The organism is Alteromonas sp. Cnat3-28, from assembly GCF_022348265.1.
In the GTDB taxonomy this organism is placed as follows: Bacteria; Pseudomonadota; Gammaproteobacteria; order Enterobacterales; family Alteromonadaceae; genus Alteromonas; species Alteromonas macleodii.
Map to the genome: position 1 here is coordinate 123,832 of NZ_JAKREY010000002.1, position 18,877 is coordinate 142,708.

15 protein-coding genes are annotated in these 18,877 nt (G+C 45.2%); 5 read left to right on the top strand and 10 right to left on the bottom strand.

The features are described from left to right. Positions 1–18: 18 nt before the first annotated feature. Positions 19–252 carry a hypothetical protein gene (locus tag MHM87_RS02715; RefSeq protein ID WP_014977718.1) on the bottom strand — a complete coding sequence of 78 codons (234 nt, stop codon included), beginning with the start codon at positions 250–252 and terminating at the stop codon, positions 19–21. Between the two features lie 457 nt (positions 253–709). Here MHM87_RS02715 and MHM87_RS02720 point away from each other — a divergent pair, with 457 nt between their 5' ends. Both MHM87_RS02720 and MHM87_RS02725 read left to right on the top strand, forming a co-directional pair. Then, positions 710–1,237 (top strand): cytochrome b, encoded by a 528-nt coding sequence (locus MHM87_RS02720; RefSeq protein ID WP_014951191.1) that lies wholly within the window; start codon positions 710–712, stop codon positions 1,235–1,237. Positions 1,238–1,259: 22 nt separating this feature from the next. After that, positions 1,260–1,826: a YceI family protein gene (locus MHM87_RS02725; protein ID WP_014951192.1), complete on the top strand. Its 567-nt coding sequence runs from the start codon at positions 1,260–1,262 to the stop codon at positions 1,824–1,826. Positions 1,827–1,902: 76 nt separating this feature from the next. Here MHM87_RS02725 and MHM87_RS02730 read toward each other — a convergent pair whose 3' ends face one another. Continuing rightward, complete coding sequence (locus MHM87_RS02730; RefSeq protein ID WP_239257708.1) at positions 1,903–3,195, bottom strand: NAD(P)/FAD-dependent oxidoreductase; 1,293 nt, start codon at positions 3,193–3,195, stop codon at positions 1,903–1,905. Positions 3,196–3,380: 185 nt separating this feature from the next. Further along, the gene (locus tag MHM87_RS02735; protein ID WP_239257709.1) at positions 3,381–5,450 is read right to left on the bottom strand and encodes a TonB-dependent receptor; all 2,070 of its coding nucleotides are present in this window, start codon (positions 5,448–5,450) and stop codon (positions 3,381–3,383) included. A 317-nt stretch (positions 5,451–5,767) separates the two neighbouring features. On the opposite strand from MHM87_RS02735, the gene MHM87_RS02740 reads away from it, so the two are divergent. Next, positions 5,768–6,211 carry a DUF2721 domain-containing protein gene (locus tag MHM87_RS02740; protein ID WP_014951195.1) on the top strand — a complete coding sequence of 148 codons (444 nt, stop codon included), beginning with the start codon at positions 5,768–5,770 and terminating at the stop codon, positions 6,209–6,211. A gap of 194 nt (positions 6,212–6,405) precedes the next feature. Here MHM87_RS02740 and MHM87_RS02745 read toward each other — a convergent pair whose 3' ends face one another. Next, on the bottom strand, positions 6,406–7,416 hold the full coding sequence (locus MHM87_RS02745; RefSeq protein WP_049585588.1) for a 5'-methylthioadenosine/S-adenosylhomocysteine nucleosidase: 1,011 nt from the start codon (positions 7,414–7,416) through the stop codon (positions 6,406–6,408). A 314-nt stretch (positions 7,417–7,730) separates the two neighbouring features. Between MHM87_RS02745 and MHM87_RS02750 the strand changes: the two genes are divergently transcribed. Further along, positions 7,731–8,615: a LysR family transcriptional regulator gene (locus MHM87_RS02750; RefSeq protein ID WP_239257710.1), complete on the top strand. Its 885-nt coding sequence runs from the start codon at positions 7,731–7,733 to the stop codon at positions 8,613–8,615. A gap of 127 nt (positions 8,616–8,742) precedes the next feature. On the opposite strand, the gene MHM87_RS02755 is transcribed toward MHM87_RS02750, so the two are convergent. Beyond that, positions 8,743–10,101, bottom strand: coding sequence for an outer membrane protein transport protein (locus MHM87_RS02755; protein ID WP_239257711.1), 1,359 nt, complete (start codon positions 10,099–10,101; stop codon positions 8,743–8,745). A gap of 387 nt (positions 10,102–10,488) precedes the next feature. Between MHM87_RS02755 and MHM87_RS02760 the strand changes: the two genes are divergently transcribed. Beyond that, positions 10,489–11,487, top strand: a complete 999-nt coding sequence (locus MHM87_RS02760; RefSeq protein WP_239257712.1) for an NADP-dependent oxidoreductase — start codon at positions 10,489–10,491, stop codon at positions 11,485–11,487. Between the two features lie 23 nt (positions 11,488–11,510). Here MHM87_RS02760 and MHM87_RS02765 read toward each other — a convergent pair whose 3' ends face one another. From MHM87_RS02765 to glmS, 5 genes are all read right to left on the bottom strand, one after another. After that, positions 11,511–12,587, bottom strand: a complete 1,077-nt coding sequence (locus MHM87_RS02765; protein ID WP_049585581.1) for a GGDEF domain-containing protein — start codon at positions 12,585–12,587, stop codon at positions 11,511–11,513. Positions 12,588–12,691: 104 nt separating this feature from the next. Then, complete coding sequence (locus tag MHM87_RS02770) at positions 12,692–14,617, bottom strand: ATP-binding protein (protein WP_239257713.1); 1,926 nt, start codon at positions 14,615–14,617, stop codon at positions 12,692–12,694. Between the two features lie 19 nt (positions 14,618–14,636). Further along, positions 14,637–15,659: an ABC transporter substrate binding protein gene (locus MHM87_RS02775; RefSeq protein WP_239257714.1), complete on the bottom strand. Its 1,023-nt coding sequence runs from the start codon at positions 15,657–15,659 to the stop codon at positions 14,637–14,639. Between the two features lie 124 nt (positions 15,660–15,783). Beyond that, entirely contained in the window at positions 15,784–16,770 is a 987-nt protein-coding gene (locus tag MHM87_RS02780; RefSeq protein ID WP_239257715.1) for an LLM class flavin-dependent oxidoreductase, read from the bottom strand. A 274-nt stretch (positions 16,771–17,044) separates the two neighbouring features. After that, positions 17,045–18,877 (bottom strand): glutamine--fructose-6-phosphate transaminase (isomerizing), encoded by a 1,833-nt coding sequence (glmS, locus tag MHM87_RS02785; protein ID WP_014951234.1) that lies wholly within the window; start codon positions 18,875–18,877, stop codon positions 17,045–17,047.

Here is an 18,877-nt window from a genome sequence, read left to right on the forward strand (position 1 = left end):
AATTCAGTTTTTTAATGATTAAGTGAAAGAAGGTGGCCCTCGAATGATGTTATCGCGCTGCCTAGTAAAGGCTTTTGCATCAATCGTTTTTCCAGCCGAAAACCGGTATTTTTCCAAGCCGCTGGTGATGTCGACAAACGAAATGCCATCATCAATGTCGTCGTCAGATACTTCAAAAGCGGAGCTTTCCCATTCGCTAATGAGGGTTGAGAGCGTATTTGCACTGTTCGACTGCCCCGCAATATTTTGCACACTTCTTCCCTCTCCCAATACGGAGACGGATACTAGTGATGAAAATAACGCTGGCAGAATAACGGCCAACAAAACGTACGAAACGCGCAAAGCGTACAACCTCTACTGAACTAAACAACATTGAAGCAAAGCAGTCACTTTTGTTACTGCCTATTTAAACTATAAGAGTATTTAGCGCGTTTAATAGAGGTGTTTAGCGCATTTTATCGACCATTAAACGACGCGCCTTCGAAAACTAACCGTGTCGCGACTCAGGTTTGGTGGGTTGTTTTCTGTACATTCGTTCTAAAAACAAGAACGAACACTCCCATTAAATGTGATGTTTAGCCAACGTAATTAGAAATACACTAGATTCAATTGATGCATGAGGTGTTTTTTCAGCAGTCATCTAGCGGTTGAGATAACGCGATTAACTGAAGGTCTAACCAACCTGATTGTAAGTAATAACGGAAGTGATATGAAACCAAGATGGTCCAGACCTATAGTTATTTTGCATTGGATATCTGCCATTGCCATTGTCGGCATGTTTGCTTCAGGGCTGTGGATGGTCGACCTCACATACTACAGCGACTGGTATAAGACGGCACCGCATTGGCACAAGAGTGTTGGATTAATTTTGCTTGCCATCACTGTTATTCGCTTAGTCACGCGCGTTGTTACTTCACGGCCGCCGTCACATGGCACCCCGTTAGAAAAAAGGTTAAGTCGCATAGGTCATGGGCTTCTGTACACCTTGATTATCATGCTATTCGCGAGCGGCTATTTAATTTCAACGGCCGATGGAAGAAGCATCGACGTATTTAATTGGTTTTCTGTACCTGCAATGGGCGAGTTCTTTGAAAATCAAGAAGACATTGCAGGAGAGGCCCATTTTTATATTGCGTGGTCGGTGATTGTATTGGCGATCATTCACGCGCTGGCTGCGCTGAAACACCACTTTATTAGTAACGATGACACACTGAAGCAGATGTTACGGCTTCGATGATATTGAGGAAAAAGGAGAAATGATGAAGAAGTTAACACTTGCCTTGGCCGCTGCGCTGTCTTTAAGCACCGCTAACGCCGCAGATTATGTGATTGATAGCAAAGGCGCCCACGCGTCTATCAACTTTAAAATTCAACACTTGGGCTACTCGTGGCTTACTGGTCGCTTCAACGATTTTAAAGGTACTTTTAGTTACGACGACGCAGCACCTAGTGCAGCAAAAATTATGGTGACTATCGATACCGACAGTATCGACTCAAACCACGCAGAGCGTGACAAGCACCTTAAGAGCGACGATTTCTTAAACGTTGACGACTTTCCAGAGGCGAAGTTTGTCAGCACAAAAATTGTCGATAAAGGCAATGGCATGATGGATGTAATGGGTGACTTCACGCTTCATGGTGTAACAAAGCCTATTACAATTGAAGCCAAAAAGATTGGCGAAGGCAAAGACCCATGGGGCGGCTATCGTGCAGGCTTTATGGGCACAACGACGATTGCACTTAAAGATTATGGCATCGACTATGATTTAGGCCCAGCGTCGCAAACGGTAGAATTAGAGCTTCACGTTGAAGGCGTGAAACAATAACTATTTACATTTAGTCCCAGCGAACTAAATTTATGATTTAAGAAAGCCCCAAACATGGGGCTTTTTTTACATGTGGTTAGTGAAGCTTCAGCTTAGGGCTGATGGCCTGACTTAACTTCTTCACAAGGAGCTTTAGAGCACCTTTAAACTTTCCGTGTACTGCAAACTGGTGCATATTATACAAAGAAACGTAAACCAACTTAGCTAGACGCCCTTCAATGAACATACTGCTGTTTGACAGTGATCCCATTAAGCTTCCAACAGTGCTGTATTTACTTAAGTGAACCAAGGATCCATAGTCCTTGTAAGTAAAATCTTTCATGTCTTTTTGATTAAATAACGACGTTATATTATGCGCAACAATATCCGCCATTTGGTGGGCAGACTGCGCTCGAGGCGGCACCCACTTCCCATTTTCCTGCTGGAAACCGCAGCAATCGCCTAGCACCCAAATATTCTTATGAGATGAACTGCGAAGCTGCTTATCAACAAGAATTTGATTGGCTCTGTTCGTTTCAAAAAGCGCAAGCTTTGTTATGAAGTCCGGTGCTTTCACCCCCGCAGCCCACACCATTAAATCAGCGTCAATCCGACCACCGTCTTTTGTGATCAGCCCTTTCGCGTCTGCTTCTGCCACCATGGTTTGCTCTTTAATGTCTACGCCCAACTTATGCAGCGCTTTTCTTGCAGAGTTTGCTATACGCTCAGGTAGCGCAGGCAATATACGCTCTCCCGCTTCTACGATCGTAATCTTAAGACGAGAAGCTGACATGTCTGGCATTCCGTACGCCCTGGACAAATTCGCCACATGGTGAAGTTGAGCGGCTAGCTCAGTACCTGTTGCTCCTGCCCCGACAATAGCGACATCAATTCTGGCGTCTTTATCTTCTTGCTGATTGATGCGGATTAGTTGATTAAGAAGCGCTCTGTGAAAACGTTCAGCTTGCTTTAACGAGTCAAGAAAGTAGCAATGCTCAGCAACGCCAGGTGTGCCAAAGTCGTTACTCACGCTGCCAACCGCCAGCACTAACTGGTCATAATGAATCTCGCGTTCAGGCAAAACCTGAGTCCCTTCTTCGTCAATTATAGGCGACAAGGTTATGGTTTGCGCTTGCGCGTTAAGCGAGCACATTTCACCTAATTGAAAGCGGTAGTGGTGAGCTGCAGCGTGGATGGCGTAGTCCACACCGTCTGAATGCTTATCAATTACACCGGCGGCCACTTCGTGTAATAGCGGCTTCCAGATATGGGTTCGACTGCGGTCGACGAGGGTAATTTCGGCTTGTTTCTTTCTCCCGAGGGTGCGGCTTAAGCGACTGGCTAATTCAAGACCACCAGCACCGCCACCAACAATTACTATTTTTTGCATGGGTATACCTATTAACAATCATTCCACGTATGTCGCCTGACCTTTCCAAGCGCTATACATGGCGTGACTGAGCCCCATGCTGATGCCTAAAGACTACGCCTGATGCCGCTGGGGTACAAGCAAATCACGGCAATAGTCTGTATTTTCAAGATTAATAATTATCTATTATGGCTGCTTATTTGAAGCTATAACGTGAACGATGCCGTTATCATGAAGTTTCGAGGCCGCCCAGGAAAGTAGCGAGGTCCTGTGAAGCTAGTAAAATCAGCGCGTTCAGCGTAGTCCGTATCAAATACATTGTTAACCCGCGCATACAATGTGACGTCTTCGTTCACGCTGTAGCGTACGCGCGCATGTACCAAGTCATGCCCCTCGTACTCGTTGAGATTTTCAGCGTCGGTGAAATAGCTCGAAACATGCTGCCACTCTAGCTGCGTTTGTACTTTGCTCGACATCTCAAAGCTTAAACGAGCGTTAAACTGAAGCTTTGGCGCAGTATCAATATCATTACCTTTAATGTCTTGTTCACCTGAGAGCTGACTGTGCTCGTAGGTATGCCTTGCGTATGTACCAGCAAAATCTAAGCGCAGTATATCGCTTAACGGTTGGTCAAAAGTAAGCTCTACGCCTCTATGCCACGTTTCGCCGTTGCTTACGTTGAAAAAGTCGCTGTCGCGGTAAATCACATTATCTTTTTGTAGGCTGTAAAGGCTAAGCGTATAGCTGCCGTCAAATAGTGTTCCTGTAACGCCCATCTCGATATTATCGGCCGTTACCGAGTCAAGATCAGTGACAGTCTGTGCACGCTGCAATCGATACAGCTCTGTTGCCTGAGGCGCGCGATAGCCTCTTGCGATGCCGCCAAATAACTGGGTTTGAGGATTAAGTTGATAACGAAGTGAAAACTTCGGACTAAAGTTATTAAAATCATTTTCGCTGTCTGCTGGTCTGGAATATCTGCAGCCGCCAAAACCGCACTGTGTGCCATCCTCGCGTACACGACCAACATTCATATTGTTGGTGTAATCGTATTGCATAGACTCAAAGCGCCCGCCGACAGAAATAGCCCAACGCTCAGCTTGCCAATTAAAGGTAAAGAAAGGCGCAAATAGCGTGGCATCTACATCGTAATCATAATGTTTACCTGCAGGAATGGTTTCAACCAAAAAGGCAGACCCTTCTGTGGCGCTGTCTTGTGACTGGGTTAATTCACCTTCTGTGTATTCTACGTCTAGCCCTATATCCGCATTTAAGCTGTCATTGAAGACGTAATTGAACTGAGAAAGCACACCCACGCCTTTTTGGGCATTCGTTTCAAGGGGTTTGCCTGGAAGAAAATGCATTCGGAAACGCATGTCCTGGTTGCGTAAGTAAGGTGTAATCGACAGTGCATGACCACCGCTAAAGCTTGTATCGAACTTGCTCCATAGCCTAAAACTTTCTGCTTTTCGAAACGCTTCGGGGTTTGGGTTGCTTTTGGCTATTTGTGTATTTTTGTAGCTTTCAAACCCTTCGATGTAGCCGGCAGTTTCTTGGTCCAGATGGGTATAGGTAAGGCCGCTCGTGATAACCGTGCTGTCCCACTCTAGCCTGTGGCGAAGCGAGACTTTCTCTTGGTCAACGCCCTCTTCATCTCGATATCCTGTATCTCTGGTAACACTGGCGGCGATACCCACGCCACTATGACCAAAGTCTTTCCCTTCTTTAAGCTTTACGCGATGAAACCCATAAGACCCGTAATCAACGCTAAGCTCCCCGTCGCCTTGGGTTGTGTCAGGGGTAATCACATTAATCACACCATGTATCGCATTAGAGCCATAAAGCGCTGACGCAGGGCCTTTTATCACGTCAATACGCTGTGCAATTTCACCGTGTGCTTCAAACAGCTCGTTAATATTGCAAAAACCTGCTGCGCGCAACGCAATACCATCTTCTGCAGCTAAAATTCCGCCGCACGCGCCAGCGCCGGTTAACACTGGCGAACGAAGGGCAGGTAAATACTCTTGCCCATTGCCCCGCTGTACGCCGGCACCCGCAATGTAATTCAGCAACTCTTGGATATGTTGAAATGAAAGCAGCGAAAGCGTTTCTTCTGAAATAGACGACACTGCATAACCGGAAGCATTCATATTTCCCTGTATACGAGAAGACGTGGTTTCAATTCTTTCTATTTCATTGGTTTGTTGAGCGATGGCTGCATGCGATAGCAGAGACACAGCTAGCAACGACAGAGGAAAGCTTGGGGCAAAGCGCATTATCTATCCTTATGATGACAAAATGTTTTTTTAGCAACTGATGCTAGTGTATCGTTAATTTAGGCAAGAATGGGTTAAAACTCGCTAAACTGTTGCGGCATTTTGACCATTACGTCATATCTCTGATTTAAGCGTTGGCGTAGACTTTGCAGTTCGCAGACTTTACTGTCACAACACAAGTCTTAGTTTTATACACTATTTCTAATTTACGTGTATCTAACGCATATAGACTGGCAGTACGTTAGTAGATTGCAGCAACGGGTTAATCACTCTTTGCCTGAAGTAAGAACACCAAACTTTGTTCGCTGGAGGAACCATTGGACACACTTATTCCTAGTCTTTCACAGCTTATCGAATTCGCTGTTGCCCCCGTATTTTTACTTACCGGTATTGCGGGCTTCCTCAATGTTATGTCGTCTCGGCTGGGCCGAATATCCGACAGGGTAAGGGTGGCGGAAAGACAGATTCATACTCTATCAGACCCGCATATTGTCGATCGCTCAAAAAAAGAAATTAAGGTGCTATGGCGCAGGGTAAAAGTGATTAACTGGGCGATTGGGCTGTGTGTCGCCGCTGGACTGATGGTGTGTACCGTCATTATGGCGCTGTTTTCTGGGTCGCTATGGGTTGTCGATTTAAAAACACCAGTCATCGTATTGTTCATACTGGCTATGATGTTTCTAATCAGTGCGCTCATTGTTTTTCTGGTTGAAGTAAAACTTGCGACAAATACCATAAATATGGTCAGAACCATTCGTTAGTCACGTATCGACAACGGCTTGCTCGCTGGCGTTCAATTGATCCCATCAGCGACACACCAAAAAGGCGGATAGCGCGTAATGTTTACCTTCTCTATCCGCCTACTTATTTTTAGGCTGTCGCGATTGTCTTAGTTTTGAAACTAACATTCATATGCAAAGAAGCAACGTTGCCTCAATGTTTGCCATACTATCGACTACTCGTCCTCAGCGAGTGTATCTAATACAGAAAACAGAACGTTAGCGCCAATTCGCGACACTTCTTGGTCGTACTTGTTCTCAACGTTAACGCCTTCTTGACCGCCAGCCAAATCACTAATAGCTCGAACAATAATCCAGTCAACGTCGTTAACGGTACATACTTGACCTATTGCGGCTGACTCCATCTCAGTTACTTCGGCATTGAACACGTCTCTTGTCCACTTTCGATACTCGCGGTTATCCATAAAGACAGACCCGGTAATACCATTTCCGCCTACAAAGAGCTCGGCATCCCGCTCTCCAAGCACGCGCTGCGTTGGCATAGTGCTCATAGCTTGTTTCGCCGCAGTTAAAAGACGCGGTGTCGCGCTGAAATAGGCGGTGTCTTGTGGTTTATCCATCCCCTCTTTCACAATAAGCACTTCGTCAGGATGAATGAAGTGAAAGGGCTTATATTTTGGTGTGTGAGGATCTTTAGCGCGGCGTTCATCTTGCTCTTCAATGAACTTTGCATAATATTCAGGCAGTATGTATTCCCCCGGAGCATTCGGATCTTCATTGGTATACACACTCTCATCATGGTAGTACCAACGCGCCGGAACAATGACGTCACCCGGTTGCCATTTTGGGTTAACCGCTCCCGCAATCCCCATGTAAACCACTTGCTTAACCGGAAAGTAATCCAACGCCATCTGCATAGTCATAGCAGCGTTTGCAATGCTCATTCCAGTAGCGAATATTAATATTGGCTCGTCGTGATAGGTACCTATGCGATACGTAACGCCTTTGATGGTTGTGGTTGTGTGAATGGATGCATTGGGATCTTGCTCAATACGGTTAAGGATACCCTGCATTTCGGGTGCGTAGGCTACGGTAACAGCAGTAAACGCAGGCTGTGAGAACGCGGCGGGCCCGTATGAAGCGCCATCGGACGTTTTAGTAGAAGTACAACCGCCCATCCACGAGGTGGAGAGCAGAACAATAATCATCAAAGTAAACTGTTTCATTCGCGATTCTCAGCTGCATAGGTAGTGAATAATTAAACTAGCACTTTAATCGGGCAAAGAAACGCTGGATTTCAATAATTTACCATTTAAAAACATAAAGAAAACATCTTTAAAACAAGGTGAGCTCTAATATTACTTTTAGCTACAAATGCGAAGAGAATGCATAACTTTCCAATGTAAGCATTGCGTAAAGACCTGCTTCAAAAGCGTTCATCAACGTTAAAATACGGTAGAATTCGACTATTTCCGTCGTTAATTTGCTACAAATGAACAGTCAAGATACTGCGGCCAATAAAAAGGATTAACTAAGCGCCATGAATACTAAATTACTTCGCTCTCTTCAGGTTTTTGTTGCAGTAACAGATAGCGGTAGCATGAGTGTAGCTGCGAGAGAGCTGCACATGACTGTCTCTGCTATTAGTCAGCAGTTAAGAAAGCTAGAACACGATATCGGCCTTAGCCTTTTTAACCGAAATACCCGAAGCTTGAGCCTAACGGAAGCAGGGCGCATCTATTACGAAACCAGTAAGCAAATGCTGCAAACCGCAGAACTTGCCCAGCAAAAAATTGAAAGTCTGCAGGATGATCCCACAGGTAAAATAAACATCATCGCGCCGGAGGGTTTTGGCGGAGGACTGTTAAGCGAGCCACTGAAAAAGCTTTGTGAAGAATTTCCTAAAATAACTATTTCTTTAACCGTAACAGACGAGCCTAAAGACATTATCGCTTCCAGTGCCGATCTTGTTCTTTGCTTCGCCCCAGTCTCAGATACAAATTTCAGCAGTTTGGTACTCGCGACCTGGAAGCGCATTTTATGTGTCTCTGCAGACCATCCACTTGCAAACGAAACTCTGACTTCACCTGAAGCGCTTAACGCGCATACATACATTGCTCACAGACACATTGAAGAATACGTCATGAAGCACGAAAGCGAAGGCGAGTATGAATTGGATACACAACGCATTGATGTCAACTCAATGCAGACATTGATTAAACTTACCCAAGATAGTGTTGGCTATGCGGTTCTTCCCGAACCAGAAGTGAGACATCTATTGAAGTCTGGTGAAATGAAGCAGCTCTTCACTGACTGGGAGTTACTAGATTATACGGTTTATGCGGTCACACCGAAAAGGGAGCTAATGCCTGCAAAAATCGGCGCAGCAATTACATGTCTGCAAGATTTATTTGCGCAAATTTAGTCGTTAAACAGCGCACAAGAACCCCATCGCACATAAAAAATGCGACGTTATACCAGTGTGCAAAGGTCATTACCAAAAAGGCAGCGTAAATACGCTGCCTTTCTTATTTAACTTGGCTTCCTTTAAATTAGAAGCGAGTGTTCATTTGAACACTTAGAATGTGCGCAGTAGCTGACTGTGTACCAGAGAAGTTAGTGGTAAAGTCAGTACCAGGAAGAACATTACTTAGAATCGTTCTATCTTTGTCAATATTCGCTTCACGGCCATCAATGAATACGTAAGCCACGTCAATTGATGTATCTTCGCTTACCGTGTAAGTCATACCACCAGAGAACCAATGACGGTCTGTATCTGGGATACTTAGTGAGCGATTTTCTACCGATACCACACCGTCATCATAAGCATAGCCAGCACGAAGGGTAATTTCATCGTTTAGGATGTAAGTTACACCAAGCGCTGCACGCCATGAGTCGTCGAAATTCTCTTCTTTAATTAGGAAATCGATGCCGTCTTCTAGGTTAGCTTCAAGCTTCTCAAACGTACTCCAGTCAGTGAAAGTAACACTTGCTTGTACAGACCACTGATTGTCAATTTTTTGATCAATCGCTAGCTCTGTAATCGCAGCAAGGTTCAAATCTAGACTACCAGGCTGGTTTAAGTTGATAGGAAACACTGGCGTCTCTGAAGATACTGCGCCTTCTAGTTCTAGTTTCGTTTCTGCACGGTATGAAAGCGCAACATTAGTCATATCAGTTGGTTGCCAGAAAATACCGGCGTTCCAACCATAGCCCCAATCGTCACCTTCCATGCTAAACAGTGAATTGCCAGGAGTAAGCGTAGGCAATGTAATACCTAATGCTTCTGCTGTTGGCGCTAGGCCTGCAACAGTGCCCGCTAGCGTGTTTGATACACCAGAACCAATTTCAGCTTCAGCGTAAGTGATGTTTAAACCAAAACCTACCATAAGCTGCTTATTCACTTTATAAGATACAGCAGGGTTTAGGGTTACCGTTTTTACTTCAGCTGTGTCAGCAAAATGCAGCGCACCAAAATCATCAGAGTAATCTGAACGAAGACCGTAGGTTGTGAATACACCTACACCAGCAGATAGCTTTTCATTAATTGGGCTTACATAAAAGAATCCTGGAACAAAAGCAGTATCTGCAATGTTGTCTTCTGCTGCTGGCCTAGGTTGGCCAACTGGGGCTTCGCCTAACGCATAGCTAACATCACCATCGATATCTACGTTCGGATCGATAAAGCTTACTGATGCACTGAACTCAGCTTCTTTAAATACACCAATCGCTGCTGGGTTAGTTGCTAAAATGGAGGCATTCTCTGGCTTAGCCGCTTGACCAGCCATGGCACGGCCTAGACCGTTTGCACTGTGTTCATTAACTTGGAAACCAGCTGCCAGCGCAGAAGAAGAGGCTAAGGTAGCAAGCGCTAAGCAAACTGAGGCACGTAAAGAAAACTGTTGCTTCATAAGATACTCATTGTAAAAGGGGAAAATTGCATCGGGCATTCTACGGATCTGAGTACTTTTGTTCAATGCAAGTAAACGCCATTTACGCACTTTTATCGCATTTTTTACAATTATAGCTACAACTTCGAAGCATTTATAAGCAACTTTGATAAAACAGCGTTAACAAAAGATCTCAATATTGTTAACACTGTTTTAATTAACTATCACTAACACCTATTGGAAATGCAAAAAGGTTTCACTCAAATTTATAAACAGGCCGTGTTATAGGTTGTGTTTATGTCTATAACCCCCACCCTATTTTAAACAGCGCAGATGCAACCGTGTTTAGCGACGCGCTTTTACATTCGATAAGACGTCGACCATTTGTGCTTGTAACAGGAGGACACCATGTCAACATACAAAGCAATTACACTCGTTAATCGCCCCCATGACAGAAAAATTGGGCCACATTTATTTGAAAGCAAAGAGCTCGAAATTCCCACGCCTAAAGACGGTCAAATTTTGATAAAGCAAACTCACATGTCTTTAGACCCTGCGATGTTAGGTTGGATGAGTGAAGACAGAGAGAGCTATATTCCACCTGTGGAGCTTGGCGATGTAATGCGCTCAAGCGGTGTGGGCGAAGTGGTTGAGTCTAACAACCCTAATTTTTCGGTTGGCGACAAAGTTATGGGAATGACTGGCTGGAGTGAATATGTGCTCAGTGACGGTTCTGGTTTTAACAAGCTTCAGCCTGGCATTACTGAGGAAATGGCTCTTTGTGTTTTTGCACTACCAGGCCTAACGGCCACAACAGGTTTATATAATTTTGGCGAGCCCAAAGAAGGTGAGACACTTATTGTTACGGGTGCAGCAGGTTCTGTAGGCTCAATTGTAGGTCAGCTTGCTAAAGCAGACGGGCTGCGTGTAATTGGCGTAGTAGGAAGCGAAGACAAAGCCGATTGGATTGTTAACGAGCTTGGGTTTGATGGCGCTATAAACTACAAAACCGACAATTTAGAAGAAAAGTTAGCCGAACTAACACCAAATAAAATAGACGTCTTCTTTGAAAATACGGGCGGTCCTATTCAGCAGCACATTTTTAACAGAATGAATGCCCATGGCCGAATTGTGGTATGTGGAATGATTGCCGATTATCAGTCTGAAAAGCCGTCACCGGGCCCGAACTGGATCCCGCTGATTAAAAGGCGAATTAACATTCGCGGTTTTGCTATGCCTGATCACTGGGGTGAAATTCCACAACTACTGCAAAAGCTTTCGCCTTATGTTCAACAAGGTAAAATCAAGTACCGTGCACACACTGTGGAAGGCTTAGAGAACGCCGAGAAGGGCCTAAATATGTTGTTTGAAGGTAAGAACACCGGCAAGATGATTGTGAAGCTGTAAGCCAATCGTGAAAAAGCGCAGTGTTATTCTAAGCACTGCGCCTGATTTAATACAAACTGGGCTTTACCTTTTTCTTTTGCTTCGTAAAGTGCTTTATCTGCTTCGTCAATAAGGCAATCGATTGACATATTCTCGGCCGACTTGGCAAACACCACACCAATGGAACAACTCATTAAAGGATGCTTTGCATCTTGTGCATGTTCTAATGCTGCTTCTGTCCACTTATTCAAAAGTGCATCACAGTGCTTCTCAACTTGTTCTTTCTGAATGTCGCTCAATACAACAATAAACTCTTCGCCACCGTACCGACCTAATATGTCTGTCTCTCGCTTAAAGACCTGCTTCATAATGCGGGCTTGTATTTTTATGGCTTCATCACCCTGCTGATGACCAAAACAGTCGTTGTATTTTTTAAAGTCGTCTAAGTCGAGCATCATCACGGCCATCGACACTTTATGACGCTTACTCAACGCCAACAGTTTTTCACTCTGCTCTCGTAACGCACGCCGATTCAATAAATCAGATAAGGGGTCAAATTTGCTAAGTTTAAGTAGCCTGTCATTGGTTTCTTTTAACATGCGTACGCTGCGATCTAACCGATAACGGGCATAGACACAAATAAACAAAGACCCAGATACAAATGCCATTGAAATTGGAACTCTGTCACCATAAACCGGCGCAACCCACATTAACCCCAAGAAACCCAGAATGTTGATGACGTTGGCTGCTAGCGCTAATTTAAAGGCAATACCCAGCGCAAACACACAGAAGAAAGCATATAAAATGGTGCCCTCGTAGGGGAAAATGAAGCTGTGCTCTTCCCAGCAAACCCATATTAACCAGTAGTTGCTGTAAGAAAGCGCAATAAGTAACCCAGCGAAAATGTAGGCTCGATGCTGAATGAACCTGCGCCAGAAGGAGAGTACAACAACGACGAGTATAATAGGGAATTGAAGAAGTAAGCGATCGAATATGTACAGCTCGTACATGCTGCTTGGTAGTAGCATCAAGTCAGCAGCCATAAAGGCAAGCACAAGTACAGCACCAATGATCAGCGCAATTCTCAGCCGAAGTAGCTCGCGGGGTTTATTGATTTGCACACGCCACCTTAAGCAATAAGTTACTGTTAAAGCATCTATATATTAGCCCATGGCGAAATCACCCACGGGCTCTTACAACTTCAAATTACTGAAGCTGCATCACTTTAACTATTATCAGTGACTTCTTGATTAAGCGCCAGTTTCGACAAACTTTCTTGCAGTGCCTCAACGGTGACTGGTTTGGTAACGATGTCGTCCATCCCTGCTTCTTTAAATGACACGTGACGCTCTTTGAATGCTTCGGCGGTAAGCCCTATAACCGGGATTTTGCTAAGCTCTCCATCAAGCTTTCGAATGCGTTTTGTCGCTTCAATGCCGTCCATCACTGGCATGTGCACATCCATGAAAACAACATCAATACCGCCCTCTTCTACTCGTGCAGCGGCTTTCAGTCCATTATCAACGTGCTCAACATCACATTTCAGCTGTTCTAAGAGTGCCTGTGCTACCACAGCATTAATGGCATTATCTTCAGCCAACAGAACTTTAATACCTTCTGGTAAGCTAGCGCGCTCTGCTTGTCGCGCGGAATCCGAATCGGCCGACGACTCCACCACGCGACGACTCTGCACCTTGGCGGTAACGGTGAAACATGAACCTTCACCTACTTTGCTCACCACCTTAATATCACCACCTAATATTTGTGCAAGCTGCTTTGCAATAGCAAGACCTAGCCCAGTGCCACCGTATTTACGCGTAATTGATGAATCGGACTGCGTAAACTTATCAAAAATATGCTCGAGTCTGTCTGGCTCAATACCAATACCGGTATCTTTAACCGCAATTACCAAATGGTTCTCGCTCACGGTATCCTGTGAAGGCTGTTTGAGTTTGGCGGAAATAGTCACCGTGCCCTTATGAGTAAACTTAATTGCGTTACTCACCAAGTTAATGATTATCTGGCGTAACTTCGTAATATCACTGGTTACTGCCACCGATTCCATGTTCTTACTTTTGTAAACTAAACGCGTACTATTGGCGCTAGCATTGGTACCCAGTAGCGTAATAAGGTCATTCAGCATTGCGTCAAGATCGAACTCTGTAACGTCAACCTCTGACATACCTGATTCAATTTTTGAGAGATCCAGAACATCGTTGATAACGGTCGCTAGAATAGACGCCGATGATTTCAAATCGCTGGCATACTGATGCTGTTTGTCGGACAGTTGCGTATCAAGAAGTAGCGTTGCTAATCCCTGAATACCGTTCAGTGGGGTGCGAATTTCGTGACTCATTACTGCAAGAAAATCCGTTTTTGCGCGGTTTGCTTGCTGAGCTTGAGCAACGTACTGTTCTATTTCACCAGACATTGCCTCAACGTCTCGCGCTAAACTACCTAACTCGTCGTTTTGCTGTAAGTCTATACTGACCTTCTTATGGTCAACCGCAATGCGACTTGCTGCTGATTTTATTTTTTCGATAGGAGAAACAACAAACACCTGTGTGACTCTTCCCATAAGCAAACTGACAATAACGACAGCAAATAGCGTCACTAATGACGTTAGCCACGCAATAGTAGATAGGGAAGATTGCAGTGCGTCCGCAGGCTGTAATACGGTAACTTTCCAATTCCATGGCGCAAATTCCGCACACGCAAATAACACGTCAGCATCGTTAATATTCGACTCACCAAAGGCGACCTTACGGCTGGCAATGGTTGCGATTGTCGCATCTTCGACATTAGGAACCACAGTGTGCTCCATCGTACTAAACACCACAGTATCAGCACTCTTGTCACTGATCGCAAAGTGGCGGTCGGTGGCTTGCTGCAACGACTTTAGCTCTTCAAACACTTCCTTTTGATAGGCCTCGCGAAACACAGGCACATTCTCTAGGCCCGACTCAATAAGCAGTTCACGTCTTTCGTCAATGATCTCTAAAACGTTTAATGTAAGCGTCTGAGTGAGGAGCTGATATTCTCTTTCGCGTACTGAATCGTACGCCGTCAAATAAGCCCAATACCCAGTAAGTGTCATACCAATGAATAAAATTGGAATGTAGATAACCAGCAGTTTCGATTTAATCCGCATACTTACTTCTAATTAGGCCTTATTGATACACATGTTTTTTCGACAGCTTCAAGTAATTTGAAGGAATGGGCAACTGCAGTTTGATTGCTGTAGACACATTTACCGCTACAGTGTACGTATCCATTTTATCAACGGGAATGTCCCTCGCCGATTTTTTCTCAAGAATTAGCTTGGCTTTTCTTGCAGCTGATTTGCCAATACTCGCTGGCTCAGATACTACGCCAAGAAGCGCACCTTCTTTCACAGAGGAAATGCTTTCTGCGAATAAAGGAAGCAGTCCCGTAGCTTCTTTTACCTTTGTTACTAAGCCATTCGATTCCGCGAGCGGCCCAGATGAAAGCCAGTAACCATCCAGCTCGTTTGTTTTTTGCTGCAAGCTGTTGATGATGCTGTCAGTCATTTCAACCAGTCCATCATCGCCTTCTATATACGGTGTACTAACAGCAACAAGATTTATGTTCTCGTAGTCATCATTCAGTGCCAGAAGTTGATTAACCAAGTTACTTGACGATGGGTATGTAGAATGGACTAGACCGATGGTAAAAAGCGATGAGGGCTTAGACGCTCTGAGCACGCCCTCTAACATATCTAGCTTTACCTTTGCGTCTAGCACGTGTGACTCGCCCGTCATGTTGCGTTCACTAACCGCACCAATAGCAGAAACTATTCCTTCTTCAACCGGTGCTGAGACCGCCATAAACAGCTTAGGTACATCAACAAACGCTTCAGACGCATTCAGCGCTCTGGTGGCAAGAGTCGCCACCGATACAATAAGGTCAGGCGCTGGGTTTTGTGCAAGCTCGGTAAGTATCTCCTTAGCACGAACTTCAGAGCCTTCGGCGTTATACGATGTTACGTTAATCTCGTGATCGGGCATAATCCGCGCAAGTTCCTTTTCGAACTCGGCCCGCGAATCAGCGACAATTGGAACAGGCAGTGTTTCAAGAACAATTAGGTCCAAGGTTTCTTTCGCAAAAGCAGCACTAGTGCCCCACATCAAAGAAGATAAAGCTAAAAGAAGGGAAAACCAGACCTTTGTCATGACTGTGAACCTAACACAACTAACTGAAAATACGCACATATAGACGTATCATAAAGTTATTCGAAGGTCATTCATAGTGGAAGTTATAACCAAATATTCAATACTGGGAATAGCTGTCTAAAAACTAAGATGCGATTTCCGCAAATGCGTTAACGCTAAACAAGCGCGCTTCTATATCGTAAATCGGCATCGACACGATAATTTCATCAACACCCGTAGCTTCAACAAACTGAGCTAGCTTGTTTTGCACCGTTTCTTTTGACCCTACCAACGCATACCTCAATACATTCGATAACATTGCTTCGTCAGTCGCCGTACAATATTCTTCAAAGTTAGGCATAGGCTTAGCGAAAGGCCTATTAAGACCGCGTCGCATGTTCATAAATTGTTGCTGAACCGAAGTGAACAAATACTTGGCTTCTTCGTCGGTTTCGGCAATCACCACCATTACACCAGCCATCACTTTTGGCGCTGATAACTGAGGCGACGGTTTGAACATATTGCGGTACACATGAAGCGCATCGAACAGCGCATCGGGCGCAAAATGCGAGGCGAACGAATATGGCAGCCCCATTTTTGCCGCCACTTGGGCACTGTATAAGCTAGAGCCAAGCAACCACAGGGGGACATGAGTATTTGCCCCAGGTACTGCAACAATTGGCTGCCCGTCTTGCGGCGTACCCAAGTAGTGCTGAAGTTCTTGAATATCTTCTGGGTAACTGTCTACATCGCTTTGCAAATTGCGACGAAGCGCGCGTGCGGTTGCCATATCAGTGCCTGGTGCACGGCCAAGTCCAAGCTCTATGCGATTGGGAAATAATTCGGCCAAGGTGCCAAACTGTTCAGCAATGACCAAAGGTGCATGGTTAGGCAGCATAATACCGCCCGCACCAACTTTAATGGTAGCGGTGGCGTTAGCAATGTGCGTTAACACTACTGAGGTGGCAGAACTGGCAACACCATGCATGCCGTGATGCTCGGCTAACCACACACGTTCATAGCCACAGCGCTCTGCTTCCACAGCCATTAACTTTGAATTGTTTAACGCGTCTTTTACGCCAAACCCTTCAGATATTGGCGCTAAATCTAGCAGTGAGTATGGGATAGCCATGTTGCCTCGCAATGTTGAAACTTGGTATGACTTATAGGTATGACCTTACTCCTCGTTTTACAACTGCCTTACCTGACAAAGTAAGACGGATGGAGAAGGTTTATCGATGAAGTGAGAGTGGTGAAAAGAGAGGCGAAATAATAGTGAGGCATGAACTTGCAGGAAAGCCTCTTAATTAGCAGCCAATACTCGCCTATTGAAAATAAAAAAGCCTGCGCATTTGTCAGCCGCAGGCTTTGTTTGTGAGCACGAATAAGTGCTTCAGCAGTGTGCTTTATTCCACCGTAACCGACTTCGCCAAGTTACGCGGCTGGTCAACGTCGGTGCCCTTAATTAGCGCTACGTAGTAGCTCAAAAGCTGTAGTGGCAAGGTATAAATGATAGGTGCGATTGGTTCGTCGCAGTGCGGTACGTTGATAACGCGCATGGTTTCATCACCTTCAAACGCCGCATCTTTATCCGCAAATACATACATGATGCCGCCACGGGCACGTACTTCTTCAACGTTCGACTTTAGCTTCTCGAGGAGTTCGTTGTTCGGTGCAACCACAATAACGGGCATTTCGTCATCAATAAGCGCAAGTGGGCCGTGTTTCAATTCACCAGACGCATACGCTTCCGCATGAATATAAGAAATCTCTTTAAGCTTAAGCGCTCCTTCCATGGCAATAGGGTATTGATCGCCACGACCTAGGAACAAGCTGTGGTTCTTATCTGCAAATTCTTCAGCTAAATCTTCAATGCCACCAGTTATCGCTAAGGTCTCTTCAAGCTTTGCAGGTAGACTATGAAGCGCAGAGACAATAGCTTTGCTGTCAGCGTCTGTCATGCCGTTTTCTTTGCCCAGTGCTAGGGTAAGCATTAAGAACGCAGTGAGCTGAGTAGTGAAAGCTTTGGTAGACGCAACGCCAATTTCCGCGCCAGCGCGGGTCATAAATGCAAGGTCTGACTCGCGTACTAATGACGAACCCTGAACGTTACAGATAGTCAAACTAGACATATAGCCCAGCTCTTTTGCTAAGCGAAGGGCAGCTAACGTATCGGCTGTCTCACCTGATTGAGAGATAGTAATAAGCAGGCTGTTTGGGTGCACTACTGACTTGCGGTAACGGAATTCTGATGCAATTTCTACGTTGCACGACACATTTGCATATTGTTCTAGCCAATAGCGCGCCGTCATACCCGCATGGTAGCTGGTACCACAGGCAATAATTTGTACATGCTGTACTTTTTTGAATATCTCGTCAGCACCTTTACCAAATATGTCAGCAGTAAGTCCGTTTTCGTCAATACGATCTTTAAGCGCATTACGCACAACGGTTGGCTGCTCGTGAATTTCCTTAAGCATGTAGTGGCGGTAACCCGCTTTGTCACCCGCGTCGTGCTCGATATTCGACTCAATCACTTCGCGTTCAACGGCATTGCCGTCTTTATCGAAGATTTTAACGTCGCGACGAGTAATCTCTGCCACATCGCCTTCTTCTAAAAAGATGAAGCGGCGTGTCACTGGCAATAATGCCATTTGATCTGACGCAATGAAGTTTTCGCCAAGCCCCAAACCAATTACAAGCGGGCTGCCCGAACGTGCAACCACTACGCGACTAGGATCTTCTTTATCCATGATGACGGTGCCATACGCACCGTGGAAGGTTTTAACGGCACTTTGCACAGCGTCTAGTAAAGTCTTACCTGACTTAAGCTCTTCGTGTACGGTGTGAGCAATAGTTTCTGTGTCGGTGTCGCTGGTAAAGGTATAGCCCTGCTCTTTTAACTGTGCTTTTAAGTTAACATAGTTTTCAATAATACCATTGTGAACAACAGCTACACGTTCAGTTGAAAAGTGTGGGTGCGCATTCGCTTCAGTCACACCACCGTGCGTTGCCCAACGGGTATGAGCAATTCCAGTTGTACCCAAAGCTTCACCTTCTGCCACCGCATCAGCAAGCTCTTGTACTTTGCCTGTACGGCGAATACGCGTAAGCGTGCCGTCGCCTTGCAATAGCGCTACGCCAGCTGAATCATAGCCGCGATACTCTAGCCTTTTTAAACCTTCTAATAGGATTTCAACTACGTTACGCTCAGCTACAGCGCCAACTATTCCACACAT

What these genes read in the sequence shown, in the direction of transcription:
- MHM87_RS02770 (WP_239257713.1), bottom strand. Translation starts at nt 14,617, where the DNA reads ATGCGGATTAAATCGAAACTGCTGGTTATCTACATTCCAATTTTATTC.
- MHM87_RS02780 (WP_239257715.1), bottom strand. Translation starts at nt 16,770, where the DNA reads ATGGCTATCCCATACTCACTGCTAGATTTAGCGCCAATATCTGAAGGG.
- MHM87_RS02760 (WP_239257712.1), top strand. Translation starts at nt 10,489, where the DNA reads ATGTCAACATACAAAGCAATTACACTCGTTAATCGCCCCCATGACAGA.
- MHM87_RS02745 (WP_049585588.1), bottom strand. Translation starts at nt 7,416, where the DNA reads ATGAAACAGTTTACTTTGATGATTATTGTTCTGCTCTCCACCTCGTGG.
- MHM87_RS02755 (WP_239257711.1), bottom strand. Translation starts at nt 10,101, where the DNA reads ATGAAGCAACAGTTTTCTTTACGTGCCTCAGTTTGCTTAGCGCTTGCT.
- MHM87_RS02720 (WP_014951191.1), top strand. Translation starts at nt 710, where the DNA reads ATGAAACCAAGATGGTCCAGACCTATAGTTATTTTGCATTGGATATCT.
- MHM87_RS02775 (WP_239257714.1), bottom strand. Translation starts at nt 15,659, where the DNA reads ATGACAAAGGTCTGGTTTTCCCTTCTTTTAGCTTTATCTTCTTTGATG.
- glmS (WP_014951234.1), bottom strand. Translation starts at nt 18,877, where the DNA reads ATGTGTGGAATAGTTGGCGCTGTAGCTGAGCGTAACGTAGTTGAAATC.
- MHM87_RS02735 (WP_239257709.1), bottom strand. Translation starts at nt 5,450, where the DNA reads ATGCGCTTTGCCCCAAGCTTTCCTCTGTCGTTGCTAGCTGTGTCTCTG.
- MHM87_RS02725 (WP_014951192.1), top strand. Translation starts at nt 1,260, where the DNA reads ATGAAGAAGTTAACACTTGCCTTGGCCGCTGCGCTGTCTTTAAGCACC.
- MHM87_RS02750 (WP_239257710.1), top strand. Translation starts at nt 7,731, where the DNA reads ATGAATACTAAATTACTTCGCTCTCTTCAGGTTTTTGTTGCAGTAACA.
- MHM87_RS02730 (WP_239257708.1), bottom strand. Translation starts at nt 3,195, where the DNA reads ATGCAAAAAATAGTAATTGTTGGTGGCGGTGCTGGTGGTCTTGAATTA.